The sequence below is a fragment of the Xanthomonas dyei genome (assembly GCF_002939865.1).
GTDB classification, from domain to species: Bacteria; Pseudomonadota; Gammaproteobacteria; order Xanthomonadales; family Xanthomonadaceae; genus Xanthomonas; species Xanthomonas dyei.
The window spans coordinates 133,806-156,664 of record NZ_MDEE01000003.1; the positions used below are offsets into that span (position 1 = coordinate 133,806).

Here is a 22,859-nt window from a genome sequence, read left to right on the forward strand (position 1 = left end):
CCCCCATCATAAACGCCTACTCCATGTCAGCTCCCCACTCTACCGATCGTTGGATCGTCCTCAAGTTCGGCGGCACCTCGGTGTCGCGTCGTCATCGCTGGGACACGATTGGAAAACTGGCGAGCAAACGGGCGAACGAAACCGGCGGCCGCGTGCTGGTGGTGGTGTCCGCGCTCTCGGGCGTGACCAACGAACTCACCGCCATTGCCGATGGCGCCGCCGATAGCGCACAGCGCGTGGCAGCGCTGGAACACCGCCATCGCGAGTTTCTTGCCGAGCTTGAGCTCGATGCGGATGCGGTCCTCGGCGAGCGGCTGGCCGCCTTGCATGCCTTGGTTGCCGATGCGCGCGCTGCCACGCGCACGCTCGATTGGCAGGCCGAGGTGCTGGGGCAGGGCGAATTGCTGTCTTCCACCATCGGTGCGGCGTATCTGCATGCCAACGGCCTGGATATGGGCTGGCTGGACGCGCGGCAGTGGTTGTCGGCATTGCCGCCGCAGCCCAATCAGAGCGAATGGTCCAAGCGCTTGTCGGTGTCGTGCCAGTGGCAGTCCGATGCGGACTGGCGCACGCGCTTCGATGCGCAGCCCACGCGCTTGCTGATCACCCAAGGGTTCATTTCGCGGCACGCCGATGGCGGTACTGCGATTCTCGGTCGTGGCGGCTCGGATACGTCGGCGGCGTATTTCGGTGCGCTGCTCGGTGCCAGCCGCGTGGAAATCTGGACCGATGTGCCTGGCATGTTCAGCGCCAACCCGAAGGAAGTACCGGACGCGCGCTTGCTGACTCGCCTGGACTATTACGAAGCGCAGGAAATCGCCACCACCGGCGCCAAGGTGCTGCATCCGCGCTCGATCAAACCGTGCCGCGATTCCGGGGTGCCGATGGCGATCCTGGATACCGAGCGCCCGGAGTTGCCCGGCACCAGCATCGACGGCAATGCCGAACCGGTGCTCGGCGTCAAGGCGATCAGCCGCCGCAACGGCATCGTGCTGGTGTCGATGGAAGGCATCGGCATGTGGCAGCAGGTGGGCTTTCTGGCCGACGTGTTTACCTTGTTCAAGAAGCATGGGTTGTCGGTGGATTTGATCGGCTCGGCCGAAACCAACGTCACCGTGTCGCTGGACCCGTCCGAGAATCTGGTCAACACCGATGTGCTGGCGGCGTTGTCGGCGGACTTGTCGCAGATCTGCAAGGTCAAGATTATTGTTCCTTGCGCGGCGATCACCCTGGTCGGCCGCGGCATGCGCTCGTTGCTGCACAAACTGTCGGACGTGTGGGCCACGTTCGGGCAGGAACGCGTGCACATGATTTCGCAGTCGTCCAACGACTTGAACCTGACCTTCGTCATCGACGAAGCCGACGCCGATGGCCTGTTGCCGATTTTGCATGCCGAGTTGATCGACAGCGGCGCGATGCCGGTCAGCGAAGGCGAGGTGTTCGGCCCGCGCTGGCGCGAGATCATCGGCTCGGTGCGTCCGCGTCCGACGCCGTGGTGGCATGCCGAGCGTGCGCATCTGCTGTCGCTGGCCAAGGCCGGCACGCCGCGCTATGCGTATCACCTGCCCACCGTGCGTGCGCGCGCGCATGCGCTGGCGCAGATTTCGGCGGTGGATCAACGCTATTACGCAATCAAGGCCAATGCGCATCCGGCGATTCTGATCGCGCTGGAACAGGCCGGTTTCGGGCTGGAATGCGTGTCTCACGGCGAATTGCGCCGTGTGTTCCAGACCTTGCCGGAGCTGTCGCCGCGCCGCGTGCTGTTCACCCCGAGCTTTGCGCCCAAGGCCGAATACGAGGCAGCGTTTGCATTGGGCGTGACCGTCACCGTGGACAACGTCGAAGCGTTGCGCAATTGGCCGGAGGTATTCCGCGGCCGCAATGTCTGGCTGCGTATCGACCTGGGGCATGGCGATGGCCATCACGAGAAGGTCAACACCGGCGGCAAGGCGTCCAAGTTCGGCCTGTCGTCCACGCGTGTGGACGAGTTCGTCGAGGTCGCGCGCACGCTGGAAGTCACCATCACCGGTGTGCATGCGCATCTGGGCAGTGGCGTGGAGACCGGCGAGCACTGGCGCATGATGTACGACGAACTGGCCGGTTTCGCGCGCCGCATCGGCACGGTGGACACCATCGATATCGGCGGCGGTCTGCCGATTCCGTACAGCGCCGAAGACGAGCCGTTCGATCTGGACGTATGGGCCAAGGGGCTGGCCGAGGTCAAGGCGGTGCATCCGGGCTACCGCCTGGCGATCGAGCCGGGCCGGTATCTGGTGGCCGAAGCCGGCGTGTTGCTGGCCAGCGTCACCCAGGTGATCGAAAAGGATGGCGTGCAGCGCGTAGGGCTGGATGCGGGCATGAACACCTTGATCCGCCCGGCGCTGTACGACGCCTGGCACGACATCGAAAACCTCAGCCGGCTCGATGCCGTGGCCGATGGCGGTTTCGATATCGTCGGCCCGATCTGCGAGTCGTCGGACGTGTTCGGCAAGCGCCGCCGTCTGCCGGCTGCCACTGCTCCGGGCGATGTGGTGCTGGTGGCCGATGCCGGTGCGTACGGCTATTCGATGGCCAGCACCTACAACCAGCGCGAACTGCCGCGCGAAGAGGTGATCGATGCGCCCGCTGGCTGAGTTCGTCTTGCTCAGCACGCTGGCCGGTGGCGTGTCGATGGTGTTTTCCACTGTCATCGACATGGCCGGCCAGCGGGTGCAGTGGGCCGACAGCCTGAAGTGGGTGCTGCCGGCGCTGGTAGCGGCCGGCGTTGGCGCATGGAGCGCGGCGTTCTGGCAGCGTCGGCGCGATAGGCGAGCTTCCGCGCCCGCGCAGCATGCCGGCGGCATGGCAGTGCGTACGGTGGTGTTGAGCGCGCTCAGCTATCTGCCGGCGTTGCTGCTGTATCTGCTGGTGGCGTTGGCGGTCACTGGCGATGCGCGGGTGATCGGCTCGCAAGTGATGCTGCTGTTGTTCGTCATCGGCTGCCTGCCGCTGCTGTGGGCTGCGGTGCCGTTTTCCATGATTGAATATGCCCTGTGCCGACGCTATCTGCGTCGGCAACGGGTTCTTGCAGGTAGTCCATGAGCGCTTTCGACAAACACCAGATTTCCACCTTCCGTTTCGTGCGCTGCGCACTCGACGCGCAGACCGGCGTGGCGACGCTGGTGTATGCCTTCGACCAGGGTCCGGAACTGGTGGAAACCGTTGCCGTTCCCGGTGCGCCGTTCGTGCTGGATGGCGCGCGTGCCGCTGCCGTGCAACAGGCTTTGCAGCTGCTACATCTCATTGCGGGCGTGAGTTACTACAAGGCCGCGGTGCCGCCGACCATCGCCATCGACAGCTACAGCATCGATGCCGACACCGCCGCGCTGGTGGAAAGCGTGTATCTGCACGGCTTGGGCGAATTCGCCTACCGCAATGGCTTGAATCTGCACGGCAAGATCACCTTTCCGGTGACTGCGCAGGCTGCTGCGCAGGCGCCTGTGTTGGACCTGCGCGAGCATGCATTGGTGGCCATCGGTGGCGGCAAGGATTCGCTGGTCAGCATCGAAGCATTACGGCATGCCGGCATCGCGCAGACCGTCAGCTGGATCGGCGGCTCGCAACTGATCCGCTCCTGTGCCGAGCGCACCGGCCTGCCGGTGCTCAACATCGGCCGCGTGCTGGCGCCGGAGTTGTTCGAGCTCAACCGCCAGGGTGCGTGGAACGGGCATATCCCGGTGACGGCAGTGAACTCGGCCATTCTGGTGCTGTCGGCGTTGCTGACCGGCGTGGATCAGGTGGTGTTCTCCAACGAACGCTCGGCCAGCTACGGCAGCCAGATTCCCGGCACCGGGGAGGTCAATCACCAGTGGTCCAAGGGCTGGGCATTCGAGCAGGCCTTCGGTGCGTATGTGCAGCGGCATGTGGCGGCCGATCTGCGTTATTACTCGTTGCTGCGGCCGCTGTCGGAGCTGGCGGTGGCGCGGCAGTTCGCCAAGACCGATCACTACGACGCGCATTTCTCCAGCTGTAATCGCAACTTCCACATCATGGGCGAGCGCCCGGTGCACCGCTGGTGCGGCGTGTGCCCCAAATGCCATTTCGTGTTCCTGGCGCTGGCGCCGTTCATGCCCAAGACGCGTCTGGTCAGAATCTTCGGGCGCAATCTGCTCGACGATGCCAGCCAGGCCGGCGGCTACGATGCGCTGCTGGAATTTCAGGACCACAAGCCATTCGAATGCGTGGGCGAAGGCCGCGAATCGCGTGCGGCGATGGCGCTGCTGGCAACGCGCGCGGAGTGGAAAGAAGACGCGTTGGTGACGCGTTTCATCCGTGAGATCCAGCCGCAGCTGGATGCGCAGGACCTGCAACTTGATCCGCTGATGGCCATCGATGGCGAGCACCGCATTCCTTCGGCGCTGTGGGAGCGCGTGCGTGCGAATTTCGCAGCTTGAGGGCAGGGCGGTTGCGTTGTGGGGGTGGGGGCGTGAGGGACGCGCTGCCTATCGCGCGCTGCGCAGTGCCTTGCCCACGCAACCGCTGACGGTCTTTTGCAACGCCGAAGAAGCGCGTGAGCTGGATGCATTGGCCGATGCGGCGTTGCAGGTGGAAACCGATGCCAGCGCGCAGGCGCTGGGCCGCTTCGAGGTCGTGGTGAAGTCGCCGGGCATCAGTCCGTATCGCGCCGAAGCACTCACGGCCGCTGCTGCGCACGGCACGCAGTTCATCGGCGGCACCGCGTTGTGGTTTGCCGAACACGCGCAGGCCGACGGCGATGTGACCGGCACCATCTGCGTGACCGGCACCAAGGGCAAGAGCACCACCACCGCATTGCTGGCGCACCTGTTGCGCAGCGCCGGGCATCGCACCGCCCTGGTCGGCAATATCGGCCAACCGTTGCTGGAAGTGCTGGCACCGCAACCGCCGCCGGCGTACTGGGCGATCGAGTTGTCCAGCTACCAGACCGGCGAGGTCGGGCGCAGCGGCGCGCGACCACAACTGGCCGTGGTCTTGAACCTGTTTCCCGAACATCTGGACTGGCATGGCGATGAGGCGCGCTATGTGCGCGACAAGCTGTCGCTGGTGACCGAAGGGCGGCCGCGGATCGCCTTGCTCAACGCCGCTGATCCGCTGTTGCGCGGGTTGCAGCTGCCGGACAGCGAAGTGCGCTGGTTCAATCATGCCGATGGCTGGCATCTGCGCGGCGAGGTGGTGTATCGCGGCGAGCAGGCCATCTTCGATACCGCCAACGTGCCGCTGCCTGGCGAACACAATCGCCGCAATCTGTGCGCGGTGCTGGCTGCAATCGAAGCGTTGGGCCTGGATGCCGCAGCGCTGGCACCGGCAGCGCTAAGCTTTCGTCCGTTGCCCAATCGCCTGCAGCTACTCGGCAGCGTGGACGGCATCAGCTACGTCAACGATTCGATCAGCACGACACCGCATGCCTCGTTGGCCGCGCTTGCCTGTTTTGCGCAGCGGCGCGTCGCCTTGCTGGTCGGCGGGCATGACCGCGGGCTGGATTGGCAGGAGTTTGCCGCGCAGATGGCGCAGCAGGCGCCGCTGGAAATCGTCACCATGGGCGCCAACGGCCCGCGTATCCATGCACTGCTGGATCCACTGGCCGTCACCGGCCGTTTCGGGCTGCACGCCGCCACTGATCTGGAACACGCCATGCAACTGGCACGTGATGCGCTGGGTGCACAGGGCGGTGTGGTGCTGCTGTCGCCGGGCGCGCCCAGCTTCGGTGCCTACCGCGATTACGTTGCACGCGGCCGGCATTTCGCGCAATTGGCCGGATTCGACCCGGTGGCGATCAGTGCCATCCCCGGGCTGGGCGTGCAGTAAGACCTCTGGCTGTCACGCCATCGCGTGCGCGCCTCGACGCACGAGCAAGGCCACGAGAGCGTACGGACACGCGATCGCCTCGACGGCGGACACAAGCGACATCGGTGGGCGGTCCATCCGCTGGTGCGGATCTTCCGTGCGCCGCGACCACTCCTGCACGCCGGCTAGGCCTACACTCGCGCAAATCCCGGGAGCAAGCGCATGCACAAGCAATGGTCGTGGAGCGGTGTGGGTCTGGTCGGCGTGTTGGCGTCGTTGGCATTTCCGGCGATGGCCGCGATGCAGGCCAAGCCGCTGGAATGGAAGGTCGGCAAGGACACCTATAGCGGCGTGCTGGTCTACGACGATGCCGGCGATGCCAAGCGCCCCGGCCTGGTGATGGTGCCGAACTGGCGCGGCGTCAACGACTCGGCGGTGGCCAAGGCCAAGCAATTGGCCGGCGACGATTACGTGGTGCTGGTGGCCGATGTGTACGGCAAGGGCAAGCGTCCGGCCAACGACAGCGAGGCCGGGCAGTTCGCCGGCGCGTTGAAGAAAGACCCGCCGACCCTGCGCGCACGCGCGCTGAAAGCGGTCGACGTGCTCAAGGCGCAAGCCGGCAAGGCGCCGCTGGATGCCACGCGCATCGGTGCGGTGGGTTTCTGCTTCGGCGGGACGACGGTGCTGGAACTGGTGCGTGCCGGTGCGCAGCTGGCCGGCGTGGTCAGCCTGCACGGCGGCATCTCCACGCCTAGCCCGGCCGCTGCCGGCTCGGCCAAAACTCCGCTGCTGGTGCTCAATGGCGCCGACGACAAGAGCGTGACCAAGGCGGACATCGCCGCGTTCGAAACCGAGATGAATGCTGCAGGCGCCGACTGGCAGTTCGTCAACTTCAGTGGCGCGGTGCATTGCTTTGCCGAAGCCGATGCCAACAGCCCGCCCGGTTGCCTGTACAACCCGCGCGCGGCCAAGCGTGCGTACCGCATGCTGGGCGACTTCTTCGATGAGCGGTTTGGGCGATAGCCGGGATGGGGAATTGGGGATTCGGGATTTGCAAAGCGCGGTCCCGTTCTTCAACGAATCAATCTACTGAGTTTGTGCTCAGGGATGTACGCCGACCAGTCGTTCGGCGATCGCATGCCGGGATGGGTAAAAGCGCGAGCAACGCTGCTTTTGCGCATCCCCAACCCCAACTGCCCAATCCCGTCCGGAGCGCCCAGCGCTTCGGATCAGTGCGTGCGTTCGACCGCGTAACGCGCCAGGCCGCGCAATGCGGCCACCGCCGGGCTGGCGGGCAGGGTGTCCAGCGCCTGTTCGGCAGCGGTGGCGTATTCGGCGGCGCGCTGACGGCTGTAGTCCAGCCCGCCGGTGGCGTGGATGGCGGCCAACACTTCCGGCATCGCTGCGGCATCGCCTTGTTCGACGATCTGCCGCAGGCGCTGCTGCGTGGCCGCGTCCGAGTGCGCCATCGCATGGATCAGCGGCAGCGTGGCCTTGCCTTCGGCCAGGTCGTCGCCCAGGTTCTTGCCCAGGTCGGTGGCGTCTGCGGCGTAATCGAGCACGTCGTCGGCAATCTGGAACGCAAAACCCAGCTGCATGCCGTAGTCGTACAGGTGCTGCTGCACATCGGCATCTGCGCCCGAGGCCAGCGCGCCCAGACGGGTGCCGGCGGCGAACAGCACCGCGGTCTTGCGCTCGATCACGCGCAGGTAGGCGGCCTCGTCGGTGTCGGGGTTATGCACGTGCAACAGCTGCAGCACTTCGCCCTCAGCGATGCGGTTGGTGGTGTCGGCCAGGATCTGCATGACTTCCATGCGGTCCAGCTCGACCATCAACTGGAAGCTGCGCGAATACAGAAAGTCGCCCACCAGCACGCTGGGTGCATTGCCCCACAACGCGTTGGCGGTGCTGCGACCGCGGCGCAGATCCGACTCGTCCACCACGTCGTCGTGCAGCAAGGTGGAGGTGTGGATGAATTCGATGATCGCCGCCAGCTGGTGGTGCTCCGGGCCGGAGCCGCCGGCGGCGTGGCCGGCCAGCATCACCAGCATCGGGCGCAGGCGTTTGCCGCCGGCGGAGATGATGTGATCGGCAATCTGATTGATCAGCACGACGTCCGAGGCCAGGCGGCGGCGGATCAGCGCATCCACCGCGGCCATGTCGGGCGCGGCGAGGGACTGGATCTGGGGCAGGCCCAGGACGGTGGGGAGGTCTTCGGCGATGGTCATGCGCAGGCGTTCGTGATGTACGCCGATTATAGGTGCCTGGGCCGGATCCGTCCCGCCGGGCGCAATCGGTGCCTTCACATTCGCCGCCGCATGCGGCCGGTAAGGGCCGCAAAGGCGCGCGCGGGCTGGATTTCCGACCCCGGGCAGGGCGCTTGCCCGGCAGCCGGGCGCGGTAACCCGCCGGACCGCTGACGGGCAGGTGCGGTAACATTGCCGCACAGACATTCATCGCTGCGCGCCTCCGGCGCCAGCGCATCATCTCGGAAGCACCTATGGCCCGCGGCATCAACAAAGTCATCCTCGTCGGCAACCTCGGCAACGATCCCGACACCAAGTACACCCAGGCCGGCATGGCGATCACCCGCGTGAGCCTGGCAACCACCAGCATGCGCAAGGATCGCGAAGGCAATAACCAGGAGCGCACCGAGTGGCATCGCGTGGTGTTCTTCGGAAAGCTGGGCGAAATTGCCGGTGAGTACCTGCGCAAGGGTTCGCAGGTGTATGTCGAAGGCGAACTGCGCTACGACAAGTACACCGGTCAGGACGGCGTGGAAAAGTACAGCACCGACATCGTCGCCAACGAGATGCAGATGCTTGGCGGTCGTGGTGAAGGCGGCGGCGGTGGCATGGGCGGCGATCGCCCGCAGCGCGCACAGGCCTCGCGCCAGCAGCAGGGCGGTGGTGGTGGCGGACAGGGCGGCGGCCAGGACTACGCCCCGCGTCGCCAGCAGCCGGCCCAGCAGCAATCGGCGCCGCCGATGGACGATTTTGCGGACGACGATATTCCGTTCTGATCGACGTCCCAGCGCTCGTGTCATCCAGGAAGGCCCGCAGATGCGGGCCTTCTGCGTTTTGCGTTGCTGGACCTTACGCAGGGCTGGTGACGGCGTGCGTTGGCTCCCGATCAGTCAATGTGGAGTGAGGCCGGCCAACGCGGCGGAGCCGGAATCTGGATCACGCCGACGTGCGATCCCGCCCGCTCTGCTTGGCGCGATACAGCGCCGAATCGGCGTCGTGCACGATGGCGTCGGCTGTCAGCGGGGCTTCGCCCGGCTCGAAGGTGGCGGCCCCGACGCTGACGGTGACGTGTGCGCTGGTCGGGCTGGGCAGATGCATCAGGCCGAGCTCAGCCACGGCGCTGCGCACGGTGTCGGCCAGGCGCAGCGCTCCGGCGGCATCGGTGTGCGGCAGGATCATGCCGAACTCTTCGCCGCCGTAGCGCGCCGCCACGTCGCTGCTGCGCCGCGAGCAGCCGGCGATGGCGCCGGCAATCAGCCGCAGGCAGGCATCGCCATTCACATGCCCATAGGTGTCGTTGTAGAGCTTGAAGTGATCGACATCGATCATCAGTACCGATAACGGCGATTGCAGACGGACCGCGTCCTGCAAGGCTTGCGATAAGCGGTAGTCGAACGCGCGCCGGTTGGCGATGCCGGTCAATGCATCCACCCAGGCCTCGGAACTGAGCTTGGCTTCGTTGCGCTGCATGCGGCGCAGCTGCAGGTCCAGCCAGGTACCCACGCCCAGCAGCAGGGTGCAGCCAAGCGTGGCGATCACGATGCGCTGTCCCGCTGCCTGCCGCCAATTGGCCAGCGGGTCGTCCACCGACACGCCGGTGAGCACGGTCAGCGGATACGACCGTGCCGGGGCGAAGCTGGAGATACGCTCCATGCCATCGATCGGCGAGCGATAGGTCGCCGTGCCATGTCGGCGTGCACGCATGTTGATGTAGATCGAGGTGCCGGCAATCGAGCTGCCGATCACGCCCTGCGTGTCGGGCCTGCGTACCAGCACGATGCCGTCGTCGTTGATCATGCCGATGGTGCCGTGCGGGCCGACGTCGAAGGTGCTGTAGTAATGCTGGAAATACTTCAGCTGCAGCGTCACCAGCACCACGCCGGCAAAATCGCCGTCCGGACCGTTGAGCCGGCGGCTCAGCGTCACCACCCAGCTGCCATCGGAGCGGCTTTTGACCGGTGGGCCGACCAGCGACAACGCATCGCGATGGTCGCGGTGATATTTGAAGTAGGCGCGGTCGGCGTTGTTATGCGTTCTGGGCGCGCTGTCCAGCGACGAGCTGACCCAACTGCCATCTGCCGCGTAAATGAAGATGCCATGCAGCCGGTCCGAGCGCCTTGCCTCACGCACCAGAAATTCGTGCATTGCCGCCCGCGCGCTGGTGTTGCCCTGGTCGTGCTCGACGCGCGCAACCAGGCCGGACAGCACCGCATCGGCGATCGACATGGTGTCGCTGGCATGCTGCGCCAACGAGTTGGCAAGGTTCAACGACTGCGCTTCGGCGCTGCGCAGCGCCGAAGCACGTTCTTCGTGGATGGACCAATATTCCGAACCGAGCAGTAGCATGCAGGCCACAGCCAGCACGAAGTGCAGTGCAATACGTTGTGCACGTTGCCGCCGCCGCTTGGTGGGTGATGTCACTGTGGCTACCTGTCCAGACACCAGGGCGATGCAACCGATGTGCCAAGCCTATGCATCGCTGCGGTCGCAGTCGCGTGCAAACGCGGTGTCGCACGACGGTTCTGTGATTGCCAGCTCACTGCAGCGCGGCGAGCCGATGCACTACAACGCAGCGCAGCATCCCGATAACGCTGCTGGTCGCGTCAGTGCGCTGCCGACAGCGTGCCACCCGGCACCTGCCTCACGCCGCGTTTTCAAGCCAGCTCGGCTGCATTTGCCTAACGTCGCGCATGCTATCCCTGAGCCCAAATCATCACCTGAGGAACTCACTCCATGCGCGCTATTCGTCTCTCGCATCCTGCCGGTCTGAACGCACTGACGTCGGTCGAATTGCCCGATCCGGGCCAGCCTGCACGCGGTCAGATCCGTGTGCGTCTGCATGCGAGCTCGCTCAATTTCCATGATCTGGGCGTTGTGCTCGGGCAGATGCCGACGGCCGATGGACGCATCCCGATGTCCGATGGTGCCGGTGTGGTCGAAGCGATCGGTGCGGAGGTCAGCGAGTTCGCCGTCGGCGACCACGTGGTGTCTACTTTCTTCCCGCAGTGGCTGGACGGCGAACCGCTGCATGCCGGCTTTGCGACCACCCCAGGCGATGGCATCGATGGGTATGCACGTACTGCGGTTGTGGCCGCTGCGCAGGCATTTACGCACGCGCCGGCCGGTTACAGCCACGCAGAGGCTGCCACCTTGACCACTGCCGGCGTCACTGCCTGGCGCGCGCTGGTTGCCAATGGCGGCTTGAAGGCGGGCGATACCGTGCTGGTGCTGGGCACCGGCGGTGTGTCGATCTTTGCGCTGCAGTTCGCCAAGGCGATGGGCGCGAGCGTGATCGCCACGTCCTCGTCCGACGAGAAGTTGGAAAAGGCGCGCGCGCTCGGTGCCGATCACCTCATCAATTATCGGCAGCACGCCGAGTGGTCGCGGCAGGTACTGGAGATCACCAACGGGCGCGGTGTTGACCATGTGGTCGAGGTCGGTGGACCCGGCACGTTGGTGCAATCGATCCGTTCTGCGCGGGTAGGCGGGCACATTGCCTTGATCGGCGTGTTGACCGGTGCGGCCGGCCCGGTGCCGACCGCCGAGATGATGGGGCGCCAGCAGCGTCTGCAAGGCCTGGTGGTCGGCAGTCGTCGGCATCAACAGGAACTGGTGCGCGCCTTGGACGGGCTGTCGCTGCGCCCGGTCATCGACCGCAGCTATGCGCTGGAACAGATCGGCGAGGCGTTCGCATTGCAGAAGGCCGGTGGGCATCTGGGCAAGATCGTGCTGGAGTTCTGATACCCGTGTGGCTGAGCGCGCTGGCCTCGCGTCGGTGGCCGGCGCGCTTCGCTGCGCAGGTTTGCACAGGTAATTGCCGCTGCACTCGCAACATGCGGCTGATCTGCGATGTTGCGTTGCAGCGGCGTGGTGATTTGCGCGTCGCAGTCGGCATGTGAGCGCGCCCGCAGTCGGCGCTGCATAGTCCGCCGTATCGCAATGGCGCTCTCCAATGACGCCGCACAGTAATGAGCATGTTTCATAGACGCATGCCACCTCCAACGCCAATGCATCTGCAGGCGACAACTAGAATCGGGTGACCACCGATTGCCTCGTGCTCACCGCCGCACTCACGCGCTTGTGACTGCCGGCCCTGCACATTGATAAAAAACTGTATTAGCCAGCATTGTTGGAGATGCCAGCCATGAGAGACATCAAGATGACCCGTCGCGAAGTACTGATCGCTGGCACGGCGTCGGCAGCGAGCGTTGCCGCAACCCAATCGATGGCGGCCACTGCCGTGATGCAACGGCAGGCGGTGGAGCCGGCCAATGCGTCCAGCCAGGTCGCGTTCGAGGTCAACGGCAAGCCGGTGACGCTGACACTGGATAATCGCACCACCTTGCTCGACGCGTTGCGCGAGCACTTGCAGTTGACCGGCACCAAAAAGGGCTGCGATCACGGCCAATGCGGCGCGTGTACGGTCATCGTCGACGGGCAGCGCATGAATTCCTGCCTGTCGCTGGCAGTGATGCATCAGGGCGCAAAGGTCACCACCATCGAAGGCCTGGGTACACCGGACAAACTGCATCCGATGCAGGCGGCCTTCGTCAAACACGATGGCTATCAGTGCGGCTATTGCACGCCGGGGCAGATTTGTTCGGCAGTGGCCGTGCTGGATGAAGTCAAACGCGGCATTCCCAGCCATGTGACCGAGGATCTGACGGCAAAGACCCGGCTCACCACGCCGGAACTGCAGGAGCGCATGAGCGGCAACATCTGCCGCTGCGGTGCGTATTCCAACATCGTCGAAGCGATCAACGAAGTTGCCGGAGAACGCGCATGAAGGCTTTCAGCTACGAGCGCGCCACCTCGCCAGCGGATGCCGCGGCCAAAGCCGCGCGTCAGCCGGGTGTCAAGTTCATTGCCGGCGGCACCAATCTGCTGGATCTGATGAAGTTGCAGATCGAAACGCCGTCGCATCTGATCGACGTCAACGGATTGAGTCTGGACACCATCGACGCAACGCCGGACGGCGGCTTGCGAATCGGCGCGCTGGTGCGCAATACCGATCTTGCGGCCGATGCGCGTGTTCGTCGCGAGTACGCGGTGCTGTCGCGCGCACTGCTGGCGGGTGCGTCCGGTCAGCTGCGCAATCGCGCGACTACGGCGGGCAATCTGCTGCAGCGCACGCGTTGCCCGTATTTTTACGACACCAATCAGCCGTGCAACAAGCGCTTGCCTGGCAGTGGCTGTGCGGCGATTGGCGGCTTCAACCGTCAGCTAGCCGTCATCGGCACCAGCGAAGCCTGCATCGCCACCCATCCCAGCGACATGGCCATCGCCATGCGCGTGCTGGACGCCACGGTGGAAACCGTGCGGCCGGATGGACAGACGCGCGCTGTGCCACTGGCCGACTTTTATCGTGCGCCCGGGACCACGCCGCATCTGGAAACCGTGCTGGAGCGTGGCGAGCTGATCACCGCCGTCACCTTGCCCAAGCCGCTTGGCGGAACGCATGTCTATCGCAAGGTGCGCGACCGTGCGTCTTACGCGTTTGCGTTGGTCTCGGTTGCGGCTGTCGTGCAGCGTGACGGCACCGCGCGCATCGGCGTCGGTGGCGTGGCGCACAAGCCGTGGCGCAGCGAAGCTGCCGAAGCGCAATCGCGCCAGGGCGCACGCGCCATCGCTTCTGTGCTGCTGGACGGCGCACAGCCCACCGAACACAACGCATTCAAAGTGCCGCTGGTGGAACGCACCTTGACTGCGATCCTGGCCGACGCGAGGGCCTGATATGAAATTCGACACTCCTGCCGGTACCAATCCCATCGATCAAGGCAAGGTCGTCGGCAAGCCCGTCGATCGCATCGACGGGCCGCTCAAGACCACCGGCAAAGCGCCGTATGCCTACGAACATCACGATCTGCCAGGCCGCGCTGCCTACGGCCACGTCGTGGGGGCGGGGATCGCCAAGGGCACGATTCGCAGCATCGACCTGAGCGCCGCACGCAATGCGCCCGGCGTGCTCGGGATCGTTTCTGCGCAGAACGCCGGCAAGCTGCACAAGGGCAAGCTCAATACCGCCAAGTTGCTGGGCGGCCCGGAGATCCAGCACTACCATCAGGCGATTGCGGTGGTGGTTGCCGAGACCTTCGAGCAGGCACGCGCGGCGGGTCAGTTGATCAAGGTCGATTACGGCCGCCAGGTCGGCGCATACGATCTGAAGAAAGCGCGCGATGGCGCCAAGGTCACCAAGGAGGGCGGTGCCCCCAACAGTGCCGTCGGCGACTTCAATGGTGCCTTCGCCGCAGCGCCGGTGCAGCTGGACGCCGAATACACCACGCCCGATCACTCGCACGCCATGATGGAACCGCACGCATCGACCGCGATGTGGGACGGCGACAAGCTCAGCGTGTGGACGTCCAACCAGATGATCAACTGGGGCGCGCGCGACCTTGCGGTGACGTTGGGCATCCCGCGCGAAAACGTGCGGATCATGTCGCCCTACGTCGGTGGCGGTTTTGGCAGCAAGCTGTTTTTGCGTGCCGATGCGGTGCTGGCCGCGCTGGCTGCGCGCGAAGTCAAACGGCCCGTCAAGGTGATGCTGCCGCGCCCGCTGATCGCCAACAACACCACCCATCGCCCGGCCACCGTGCAACGCATCCGCATCGGTGCGCAGCGCGATGGCAAGATCACCGCGATCGCACATGAGAGCTGGTCGGGCGATCTCGCTGGCGGCGCGCCGGAGATTGCTGCCTCGCAAACGCAATTGTTGTATGCCGGGGCCAATCGCCTGATCGCAACGCGTCTGGCGGTGATGGATCTGCCCGAGGGTAACGCCATGCGTGCGCCTGGCGAAGCACCTGGATTGATGGCGCTGGAAGTGGCGATGGACGAAATGGCCGAGAAGCTGGAGATGGACCCGGTCAAATTCCGCATCGTCAACGACACCCAGGTGGACCCGGAAAATCCGCAGCGGCCGTTTTCGCAGCGGCAGCTGGTCAAGTGTCTGGAAGATGGGGCAAAGCAGTTTGGTTGGTCCAAGCGCAAGCCCACGCCTGCCAGTACCCGCGATGGACGTTGGCTGGTCGGCATGGGCGTGGCCGCTGCATTCCGCAATGCCATCGCCATGACCTCCGGTGCGCGCATGCGCCTGGAGCAGGGTGGCCGCGTGGTGGTGGAAACCGACATGACCGACATCGGGACCGGCTCCTACACCATCATTGCGCAGACCGCGGCCGAGATGCTCGGCGTGCCGCTGAACTGGGTCGACGTGCGGTTGGGCGATTCGAGCTTCCCCGCATCTGCCGGTTCCGGTGGACAGTGGGGCGCCAATAGTTCCACCGCCGGCGTATACGCGGCCGCACTCAAACTGCGCGAAGCGATCGCCAGCCGGCTGGGGCTGGACCCGGCGCAGGCCGAGTTTGCCGACGGCCATGTACGTGCCGGCGGCAAGCGCATCCCGCTCGGCGATGCCGCAGCGAACGGTGCCTTGGTGGTGGAGGACAAGATCGAATTCGGTGACCTGTCCAAGACCCATCAGCTGTCGACCTTCGGCGCGCACTTTGTCGAAGTCGGCGTGGATACCACCACGGGCGAGGTGCGCGTCCGCCGCATGCTCGCGGTGTGCGCGGCCGGACGCATTCTCAACCCCAAATCGGCACGCAGTCAGGTGATCGGCGGCATGACCATGGGCGCGGGCGCAGCGTTGATGGAAGAACTGGCGGTGGACAAGCGCTTCGGGTTCTTCGTCAATCACGACCTGGCCGGCTACGAAGTGCCGGTGCATGCGGACATCCCGCACCAGGAAGTGCTGTTTCTGGAAGAAAGCGACCCGATGTCCTCGCCGATGAAAGCCAAGGGCGTGGGCGAGTTGGGCATTTGCGGCGTTGCTGCGGCGATTGCCAACGCGGTCTACAACGCCACCGGCGTGCGCGTGCGCGACTACCCGGTGACATTGGAAAAACTGCTGCCGCATCTGCCCGAGCAGCTGCGCGCGTGAGTGCAGTCGTCGCTCCGGCCACGCATGCAGCGCCGGCCGAGCCGGCATGGCCGGCATGGCCAGGCTATGCATTGCATGAGGATCTGCTGCCGGTGCTGACCGCCTGGCACCGCGCCGGCCAACGGGTTGCGATTGCGACATTGATCGACGTGCAGGGCTCCTCGCCGCGCCCTGTGGGCAGCGAAATGGCGATCGGGGCCGACGGCCGTGTTGCCGGTTACGTATCCGGCGGCTGCGTCGAGGCGGCGGTGGCGCATGAGGCCATGGCCGCGTTGCGCGATGGGCAGCCGCGGTGGCTGGACTATGGCGAAGGCAGCGAGGTGCTGGTCTGGCCGGTGCCGGACCTGGCCGAATATCTGGCGCGCTGGCGCAATGCGCGTCAGCACCGCCGCGCGTTTCATGTGGCGCTGGATCGCAGTACCGGAAGCGTGCGCTACCCATCTACCGTCCACGACGCACGTCCAGGCGAATTTGTGCGCGTCCATCGTCCGCCATTGCGACTGGTCCTGGTCGGCGCAGACCCGGCATTGCTAGTGCTGGTTGCGTTAGCCAATCAAATGGGCATCGAAACGCGCGTGCTCCGCCCACACGGCCCCAGCGAGCCACCGCCCGGTCTTGCGCCGGAACACTACGATCGTCGCGGTTTGCACGATGCGTTGCGCGATCTGCAGCTGGACGCTGGCACAGCCCTGTATAGCCTGGCGCACGACAGCGAGATCGATCTGCAGGTCGCCTGTCGCGGCCTGGCATCCGATGCGGCATGCATCGGCATCCTGGGCAGCCGGAACAAGCGCGACACCCGTCTGCAGGCATTGCGCGCGCTGGGGCACGACGATGTCGCGCTTGCGCGTCTGCGCTTGCCTGCAGGTTGGCGGATGGGTCGCTCATCGCCGCACACCATCGCGCTGGGCATCATCGCCGAAGCCACGCAGGCTGTGGCGGATCTGCAGATCGGTGCGGCTACGGCTTAGAGCAGCTAACAAAACTACTGTGCAGCCACTAGCGGGCGCCGCCGGTGCTCGGAATCGGTATGTAGCACTTGTACGCTCCGGTTTCTTCGCGCCGTCCACACTCACCTGCCGACGGCTCGCTATGTTTTTTTAGCCGCTCTTAGGCCGTTGTGTGTCTGCTGTCTGGTTTGTTGCGTCGCGCTGTGTGCGTCTTTGGTTTTCGCCAGCAGTTGTGCTTCGTGCAAGCGATGCTTCTGGAAAGAGCCATGCGCGGGCGCGCGATTCATACGAATTTGCACTACGCATAGCGCGTCGGTCATCTCGACAAGGTCGATGCGATCTCGCTGATGCATCTATCGCGCGTTACTACCTGCTCTGCATGAAGGCATGGCGCGAGCGCTGTACGCAGTCGATGCGTCGCGTAGTCACTCCGCACGCACAGCGCGGCCTCTACGCTGAGGCGGTCTCCATTACGCACGACGTCGCCATGTCTCCTGATCTCTTCTTTGATGACGCCGCGTTTTGCGACATGCCCCTTGTCGAATCGCCACGGATTGCTCGCTGTCTGCGCGCAGTGATTAGCGATATACGCAGGTTGCATCCGGCCTGTAGTCACGGCGGTACCTGCGGCAGGTGTCACGCGCTGACCAGGCCCTGCGGATGAGCAGCGACCATGCCGCATTGGTGTTGGCAGCAGGCGCGGGGAGCCGGCTCGGCCGTTCTAAGCAATTGTTGACGCGCGACGGCGAGCCATTGCTGCGGCGTGCCGCACGCATCGCATTGCAGACCGCACCACGTCGCTGCGTCGTCGTACTCGGCGCCGATGCCGACAGGCTGGCCGATGTGCTGCACGGGCTGGACGTGGAAGTGCTGCGGCACGCCGACTGGTTTGCCGGGATGGGCTCCAGCCTGTCCGCGCTGCGCCGGCATGTGCAGGACGATGCGACGTTGCGACGTAGCCTGATTCTGGGGTGCGACCAACCGGCACTGGAGGCGCCGCACTTGCGTGCCTTGCTGGACGAAGCCGACCGTGCCACCTCGCGGTGTGCCACCAGTGGCTACGCTGGCGTGCGCGGCATTCCCGCGGTGGTGACGCACACCGCCTGGGCGGACGTCGCGCTGCAGGGCGATAGCGGTCTGCGCGCGCTGTTCGCCAGTCTTGATGTGCAGACGCTGGGCTGCGTCAGCGCACCGGCGCTGGCGCTGGACGTGGACACGCCCGCCGATCTGGCGGCAGCGCAGCAACGCGGGTGGGTGGACCAGGATTGAGACGCGATGACGGGTATCGGCCAGCGATCCCCTACAGCCTGTCAGGCAAATCGCCGACGCCGATCAGGACCAGAGCACCAAGGCTTCCCTGACCACCAGAACGTAGCCCACCACCATCGCGGTCTTGACCGGAAACTGGAACTTTCTGAGCAGATACATGCCAACCCTCCCCAAGGTCTCGTGCGAGCGCGCCCTGATCCCCTGCGAGCCGTCTGCGCTCTGGTGGCGGCTGCTTGTGAAGATTTCTTCACCCCTGGTACCGGAATGTAGCGCTCGGCGTGAACTGTGTCACGTGAGAATTTTCCTACTCGGATGCCAGTGTCCGCCCGACAGCATCGCCATGCGTAAAACGCATGCTCGCTATGCCAAACGCGGGGCCATCGGCCACTCTCCCGCGGCTCCTTGAGTAAGGGCATGTTGGCTCCCCGACGCGGCATGGCTTGCTTCAATTCTTCGCGTGATGCGCCTGTTCGGCGCGCTCGCACCTGTGTTTGACCGCTGTACTCACCGGCCGGAGGCCACATGGACCAATCCCGCTATGTCGTACGCATTCATCCCGAGCAAGGCGGCTGGTGGGTGACCCGTCCGGAATGGTCGCCGCTGCGCTACCTGCGCGAGCAGGGCGCGCTGGAAAATGCCGAACTCATGGCCAAACTGCACTGCCTGATCACTGGCCAGCCCAGCGGTGTGGTGCTGGATACCGCCGACGGCGAACGCGTGGTGCGGCGCTACGGCTGAGGGTTGGGTTCATGCCCGGCGTCGATCGCGATGCCAGGGCAGCCTGATCGGTGTGGATGAAGCGAAGCGATTGCAACGTTGTGTTGGCTTTTAATTGTTGATTTTTCGCGGAGTGAATCCGCTGGCTGTAACAGCCGCGCGCTCGATTGAACGCGCAATGTAACCAGATCCGTCACGCCTGGCGATGCAGCGCGCTAGCGCTCAGGCCTGCCGCGGAGGCCATGGCTGCCACACTCGCAACTGTCAGCAGGGTTTGCGCCACCGACGCGGTCGGCTAGATTCGTTGTTATCGGCCGCTCTTGGTTCGATCCGCGTTGGCGGCCCTCTGTCCGGATGACCGCCTGCGGTGAATGCGCCTGCGTCTGCATTGATTCAAAACGATATCGTCGTCTTCGGCCTGATCGCCGCCACGCTTGGTGCGGTGTTCTGGACCTCATCGCGCGAGCAAGGCCCGTGGCGGCGTTTCTATGCCGTGGTGCCGGCCCTGTTGCTGTGCTACCTGCTGCCCGGCATCTACAACACCGTCGGGTTGATCGACGGTGCCAACACGCGCTTGTACAACCCTATCGCCCGCGACGTGCTGTTGCCGGCCGCATTGATCCTGCTCACCCTGAGCATCGATCTGCGCGCGATCCTTGGGCTGGGGCCCAAACTGGTCGCCATGTATCTGGGCGCATCGGCGAGCATCATGCTGGGCGCGGTGGTCGCCTTCTGGGTCATGCGATGGCTGCACCCGGCCACCGTTGCGGGCGACACCTGGGCGGGCATGGCGGCATTGGCCGGCAGCTGGATCGGCGGCGGCGCCAACATGCTGGCAATGCGCGAAGTGTTCAATGTCGATGCGACCACGTTCGGGCAGTTTGCCGTGGTCGATGTCGGCGTCGGCTACGTGTGGATGGCGGCGCTGATCTTCCTGGCCGGACGCGCGCGCAAGATCGATGCGCGCAGCGGTGCAGACACCCGTGCGCTGGACGCCTTGCAGGAGCGCATGGCGCGCTTCCAGGCCGAACATGCGCGCATCCCCAGCCTGGCCGATCTGATGGTGATCGTGGCAGTGGCATTCGGCGGCGTCGGCCTGGCCCACGCGCTGGCTAACCCATTGGCGGCCTGGTGCAAGGCGCACCTGAGTTGGGCCGGCCAGTTCAGTCTGGATGCGCCGTTCGTGTGGGTGGTGGTGCTGGCGACCAGCCTGGGATTGCTGTTGAGCTTTAGCCGTGCACGGACCCTGGAAGGCGCAGGCGCGTCCAAGATCGGCTCGTTGCTGCTGTATTTCCTGATCGCCTGCATCGGCATGCAGATGGACCTGCTGGCGCTGCTGGACCGGCCGTGGCTATTCCTGCTCGGGCTGATCTGGATCGCCGTGCACATCGCCTTGCTGTGGGCGCTGGGGCGCTGGTTGCGGGTGCCGTTCTTCTATTTCGCGATCGGCTCGCAGTCCAACATCGGCGGCCCGGCGTCCGCGCCGGTCGTCGCTGCGGCGTTCCACCCGGCGTTGGCCCCGGTGGGCGTGTTGCTGGGCACGATGGGCTACGCCACCGGCACCTATCTGGCGTATCTGGTCGGCATCACCTTGCGGGCGATGGCCGGGGCTGGCTAGTGCCGCGTTGTACCGTGGTGGCCGACGTCATGGAGCTGCTGTTTGGAACAGCTCCACGGCCTCTCCGGTCGGTTTACTGCAACAACGAGATTGTCACTTGCGCGACCCTCCCGCACCGCACGCGTCCACCTGACGAAGACGGCGTGTGGGCACGGGTTGCCGCGTGCGTTATTGCTGGATCACGCGGCGCTGCTCTTCCTGCTGCTGGGCAGGCTGATGCGCGTGCTGCTGGTTCTGCTGCTGCAGCTGACTGACATTGCCTTGCGCCGGCTCATTGGCAGCGGACGCGGTCTGCACATGGCTGCGCAGATGCGCCGGGTCGTCCATGCGGCCTTGCACCGCAATCAGGCTGTCGCCATCGCGGTTAGGGACCAAGTGATCGATCCGCTGCAGGCCGTCGTTGCCTGCACGCGCGGCCACGCTGGCGGCGGTGTTGATAAACGCCGTGTCATCGTGCAACCCCAGCCGCTCGCGTTGGCCGTCCAGCTGCATTACCGCGTCGTTGAACAACCGGCTGCCCGGCTGTAGCGCCGCGCCGCGTGCCTGATCGGGCGATTGCATGTCCTGTGCCTTGATCACCGAGTCCATCCCGTGCAGGTCCAGACGATGCTTCAGCATCATGCCGGGCACCAGGCGTTGCCCGAACGACAGCGGGTCCGGCTCTGGCAATTCGATCTGATGGCCGGCCGCGTTGGGCATCGTCCACTTCAGCGGAATGCTGTCTTCCTGCAGGTGGGTGAGGATTTCGTTCTTGACGTGGTAGCCGCGAATCAGCTCCTCGCTGGCGTACTGCTTGGCTGCCGACGCGTCCAGGCCCTGGCGTTCGAGTGTGCGGTCGTTGACGCCGGCGGCGTTGTACGTCACTGCGGGAATGTCGTTGATCATCGCCGACGCCGACGCCAGACCACCGCCCAACGAGTGACCGGAGATCACCACCTGGTCGCCGAACGCCTGCTTGGCCTGGCTGCCGAGCTGGATGGCCGATGCATATTGCGCATCGTCGAAGCCCAGGCCCTGGCCGATATTGTGCTTCCAGTCCTTGCCTTCGTCGGTGCCGCAAAAACCGAGCACCACCTGGCCTTGATCGTTGCGATAAAACGCGGCATCGAAGCCGCTTTTGGCGTCGTGCAGCAGTGCCGGATCGATACCGGCCTGCTGCAGCGCGCTGTCGTCCATGCGCGACCAGCCGTTGGACAGCGGCGCAAAGGTTTCGGCGCCGCCTTCGCGGCGTTGATTGGCAGTGGCGTAGAGATCTTGCAGCAGCTCCGGAAACTGCCGGTCCTGTGGTTGCGGTTGTTGTCCGCGCATCGACTCTGCGAACGGAGTGGATGCAGCAGTGGATGAAGTGGATTCTGACGGGGGCATGCGCGGCTCCTTGCGTGCGTCGTATGGAAAGCGCGCTTAGCGGCTGCTTTCCACGGGAATGGTGTGGGCGCTCAACCACGCGCGCACATCCGATCTGACCTGCTGTCCGGTGGCGTTGAGCAGCCGATCCGGCGTGGTGAAGAAATACGCCTGGAAGGTTTTCTGCTGCGCATTGCGCACCGTGGGGTCCACGCCGGCCTCGAGCAATTGCAGCACTGCAGGACTGGCGGCGCCGCTCTGCGCGGCCAGATGCAGCAGGCTGTTGCCGGTCTGGTCGACCCGCTGAACGTCGGCGCCTGCATCGAGCAACAGGCCGATCTGCGCATCGCGCTTGCTCTGTACGGCGCGAAACAGCGGCGTCCAGCCGGCACGCGTGCTGATCACATCGATCGGCGCCTTGTGCTGCAGCAGAATCTTCAGGTACTCCGGGTCCTGCGCCATGGCGGCCATGTGCACGACCGTTTCCTGGTCCATGCCCGGCAACGATGGGTCCGCGCCTGCGTCGAGCAGGGCGTCCAATGCGCGTGGTTGTTCGTTCCAGATTGCCCATTCCAGCAAGGTCACGTTCTGATCGCCATGTGCGGCCAGATCGACGGTGGGGGCGAGTGTTTTGATCCGTGCAACGTCGCCGTGCGCGATGGCGTTGGCGATGTCGGTCAGACCGGGGTCGCGGAAAGCGACGGTGTGGTCCTGCAGCGTAGCTGACATGGTGGTTTGCTCCTTGGCACCGGGCGATGCGGTGCATGAGACCGCGAAAAACGAGGTCGCAAGAACGAGCAGGGTGGGGAATCGCGTCTGCATCGAAATCTCCTTCTCCTGATCGCATTCCTGGTGGCGCTGCGGCAAGTCCGGCCGCAGCGGGGCCGATCCTACCAGCTGTAAAAATCGCAAGCGGTAAGATTTCGTGACATGGCGCGGACCATGGTTAGGCGGTCGGGCCTGCTTGATGA

18 protein-coding genes and 1 other RNA gene are annotated in these 22,859 nt (G+C 65.1%); 15 read left to right on the top strand and 4 right to left on the bottom strand.

Going from position 1 to position 22,859, the window contains the following annotated elements; translation table 11 throughout:
* The first annotated feature begins 23 nt into the window (after positions 1-23).
* The 5 genes from XdyCFBP7245_RS04405 (at position 24) to XdyCFBP7245_RS04430 (ending at position 6,825) form a co-directional block, all read left to right on the top strand.
* The gene (locus XdyCFBP7245_RS04405; protein ID WP_104614559.1) at positions 24-2,633 is read left to right on the top strand and encodes a bifunctional aspartate kinase/diaminopimelate decarboxylase; all 2,610 of its coding nucleotides are present in this window, start codon (positions 24-26) and stop codon (positions 2,631-2,633) included.
* Positions 2,617-3,081 carry a hypothetical protein gene (locus XdyCFBP7245_RS04410; protein ID WP_104614560.1) on the top strand — a complete coding sequence of 155 codons (465 nt, stop codon included), beginning with the start codon at positions 2,617-2,619 and terminating at the stop codon, positions 3,079-3,081. The genes XdyCFBP7245_RS04405 and XdyCFBP7245_RS04410 overlap by 17 nt, the downstream gene beginning before the upstream one ends.
* The gene (gene murL / locus XdyCFBP7245_RS04415; protein WP_104614561.1) at positions 3,078-4,433 is read left to right on the top strand and encodes a UDP-N-acetyl-alpha-D-muramoyl-L-alanyl-L-glutamate epimerase; all 1,356 of its coding nucleotides are present in this window, start codon (positions 3,078-3,080) and stop codon (positions 4,431-4,433) included. Before XdyCFBP7245_RS04410 ends, murL begins: the two co-directional genes overlap by 4 nt.
* Positions 4,414-5,823, top strand: coding sequence for a UDP-N-acetylmuramoyl-L-alanine--D-glutamate ligase (murD, locus tag XdyCFBP7245_RS04420; protein WP_104614562.1), 1,410 nt, complete (start codon positions 4,414-4,416; stop codon positions 5,821-5,823). Before murL ends, murD begins: the two co-directional genes overlap by 20 nt.
* Positions 5,824-6,024: 201 nt before the next feature.
* Positions 6,025-6,825, top strand: coding sequence for a dienelactone hydrolase family protein (locus XdyCFBP7245_RS04430; protein ID WP_104614564.1), 801 nt, complete (start codon positions 6,025-6,027; stop codon positions 6,823-6,825).
* Between the two features lie 206 nt (positions 6,826-7,031).
* On the opposite strand, the gene XdyCFBP7245_RS04435 is transcribed toward XdyCFBP7245_RS04430, so the two are convergent.
* On the bottom strand, positions 7,032-8,030 hold the full coding sequence (locus XdyCFBP7245_RS04435; protein WP_104614565.1) for a polyprenyl synthetase family protein: 999 nt from the start codon (positions 8,028-8,030) through the stop codon (positions 7,032-7,034).
* A 272-nt stretch (positions 8,031-8,302) separates the two neighbouring features.
* Between XdyCFBP7245_RS04435 and ssb the strand changes: the two genes are divergently transcribed.
* Positions 8,303-8,824, top strand: coding sequence for a single-stranded DNA-binding protein (gene ssb / locus XdyCFBP7245_RS04440; RefSeq protein ID WP_104614566.1), 522 nt, complete (start codon positions 8,303-8,305; stop codon positions 8,822-8,824).
* 160 nt (positions 8,825-8,984) lie between these two features.
* Here ssb and XdyCFBP7245_RS04445 read toward each other — a convergent pair whose 3' ends face one another.
* Positions 8,985-10,469 carry a sensor domain-containing diguanylate cyclase gene (locus XdyCFBP7245_RS04445; protein WP_104614567.1) on the bottom strand — a complete coding sequence of 495 codons (1,485 nt, stop codon included), beginning with the start codon at positions 10,467-10,469 and terminating at the stop codon, positions 8,985-8,987.
* A 312-nt stretch (positions 10,470-10,781) separates the two neighbouring features.
* On the opposite strand from XdyCFBP7245_RS04445, the gene XdyCFBP7245_RS04450 reads away from it, so the two are divergent.
* From XdyCFBP7245_RS04450 to XdyCFBP7245_RS04490, 9 genes are all read left to right on the top strand, one after another.
* Positions 10,782-11,789 (top strand): zinc-dependent alcohol dehydrogenase family protein, encoded by a 1,008-nt coding sequence (locus tag XdyCFBP7245_RS04450; protein ID WP_104614568.1) that lies wholly within the window; start codon positions 10,782-10,784, stop codon positions 11,787-11,789.
* A gap of 394 nt (positions 11,790-12,183) precedes the next feature.
* The gene (gene paoA / locus XdyCFBP7245_RS04455; protein ID WP_267190956.1) at positions 12,184-12,834 is read left to right on the top strand and encodes an aldehyde dehydrogenase iron-sulfur subunit PaoA; all 651 of its coding nucleotides are present in this window, start codon (positions 12,184-12,186) and stop codon (positions 12,832-12,834) included.
* Entirely contained in the window at positions 12,831-13,781 is a 951-nt protein-coding gene (locus XdyCFBP7245_RS04460; protein ID WP_104614570.1) for an FAD binding domain-containing protein, read from the top strand. Before paoA ends, XdyCFBP7245_RS04460 begins: the two co-directional genes overlap by 4 nt.
* A 1-nt stretch (position 13,782) precedes the next feature.
* Positions 13,783-15,990, top strand: coding sequence for an aldehyde oxidoreductase molybdenum-binding subunit PaoC (paoC, locus tag XdyCFBP7245_RS04465; protein WP_104614571.1), 2,208 nt, complete (start codon positions 13,783-13,785; stop codon positions 15,988-15,990).
* A complete protein-coding gene (locus XdyCFBP7245_RS04470; RefSeq protein WP_104614572.1) occupies positions 15,987-16,961 on the top strand; it encodes an XdhC family protein in 975 nt (324 codons plus the stop codon). Before paoC ends, XdyCFBP7245_RS04470 begins: the two co-directional genes overlap by 4 nt.
* Positions 16,962-17,020: 59 nt before the next feature.
* Positions 17,021-17,096: non-coding RNA, sX9 sRNA (locus XdyCFBP7245_RS04475), on the top strand.
* Between the two features lie 504 nt (positions 17,097-17,600).
* Complete coding sequence (locus XdyCFBP7245_RS04480; RefSeq protein WP_104614573.1) at positions 17,601-18,209, top strand: nucleotidyltransferase family protein; 609 nt, start codon at positions 17,601-17,603, stop codon at positions 18,207-18,209.
* Positions 18,210-18,731: 522 nt separating this feature from the next.
* The gene (locus XdyCFBP7245_RS04485; RefSeq protein ID WP_104614574.1) at positions 18,732-18,947 is read left to right on the top strand and encodes a hypothetical protein; all 216 of its coding nucleotides are present in this window, start codon (positions 18,732-18,734) and stop codon (positions 18,945-18,947) included.
* Between the two features lie 346 nt (positions 18,948-19,293).
* On the top strand, positions 19,294-20,544 hold the full coding sequence (locus tag XdyCFBP7245_RS04490; RefSeq protein WP_104614575.1) for a DUF819 family protein: 1,251 nt from the start codon (positions 19,294-19,296) through the stop codon (positions 20,542-20,544).
* A 168-nt stretch (positions 20,545-20,712) separates the two neighbouring features.
* Here the strand turns inward: XdyCFBP7245_RS04490 and XdyCFBP7245_RS04495 are convergent, their stop codons facing one another.
* Together XdyCFBP7245_RS04495 and XdyCFBP7245_RS04500 are read right to left on the bottom strand one after the other, a co-directional pair.
* Positions 20,713-21,909: a Tle-like phospholipase domain-containing protein gene (locus tag XdyCFBP7245_RS04495; protein ID WP_104614576.1), complete on the bottom strand. Its 1,197-nt coding sequence runs from the start codon at positions 21,907-21,909 to the stop codon at positions 20,713-20,715.
* A 36-nt stretch (positions 21,910-21,945) separates the two neighbouring features.
* Positions 21,946-22,755 (bottom strand): ankyrin repeat domain-containing protein, encoded by an 810-nt coding sequence (locus tag XdyCFBP7245_RS04500; protein WP_211287638.1) that lies wholly within the window; start codon positions 22,753-22,755, stop codon positions 21,946-21,948.
* Between the last annotated feature and the right edge of the window lie 104 nt (positions 22,756-22,859).

Coding starts and splice junctions, on each gene's coding strand:
- paoA (WP_267190956.1), top strand. CDS start 12,184: ATGCCAGCCATGAGAGACATCAAGATGACCCGTCGCGAAGTACTGATC.
- XdyCFBP7245_RS04410 (WP_104614560.1), top strand. CDS start 2,617: ATGCGCCCGCTGGCTGAGTTCGTCTTGCTCAGCACGCTGGCCGGTGGC.
- XdyCFBP7245_RS04460 (WP_104614570.1), top strand. CDS start 12,831: ATGAAGGCTTTCAGCTACGAGCGCGCCACCTCGCCAGCGGATGCCGCG.
- XdyCFBP7245_RS04480 (WP_104614573.1), top strand. CDS start 17,601: ATGAGCAGCGACCATGCCGCATTGGTGTTGGCAGCAGGCGCGGGGAGC.
- XdyCFBP7245_RS04485 (WP_104614574.1), top strand. CDS start 18,732: ATGGACCAATCCCGCTATGTCGTACGCATTCATCCCGAGCAAGGCGGC.
- XdyCFBP7245_RS04435 (WP_104614565.1), bottom strand. CDS start 8,030: ATGACCATCGCCGAAGACCTCCCCACCGTCCTGGGCCTGCCCCAGATC.
- XdyCFBP7245_RS04450 (WP_104614568.1), top strand. CDS start 10,782: ATGCGCGCTATTCGTCTCTCGCATCCTGCCGGTCTGAACGCACTGACG.
- paoC (WP_104614571.1), top strand. CDS start 13,783: ATGAAATTCGACACTCCTGCCGGTACCAATCCCATCGATCAAGGCAAG.
- XdyCFBP7245_RS04495 (WP_104614576.1), bottom strand. CDS start 21,909: ATGCCCCCGTCAGAATCCACTTCATCCACTGCTGCATCCACTCCGTTC.
- ssb (WP_104614566.1), top strand. CDS start 8,303: ATGGCCCGCGGCATCAACAAAGTCATCCTCGTCGGCAACCTCGGCAAC.
- XdyCFBP7245_RS04405 (WP_104614559.1), top strand. CDS start 24: ATGTCAGCTCCCCACTCTACCGATCGTTGGATCGTCCTCAAGTTCGGC.
- murL (WP_104614561.1), top strand. CDS start 3,078: ATGAGCGCTTTCGACAAACACCAGATTTCCACCTTCCGTTTCGTGCGC.
- XdyCFBP7245_RS04430 (WP_104614564.1), top strand. CDS start 6,025: ATGCACAAGCAATGGTCGTGGAGCGGTGTGGGTCTGGTCGGCGTGTTG.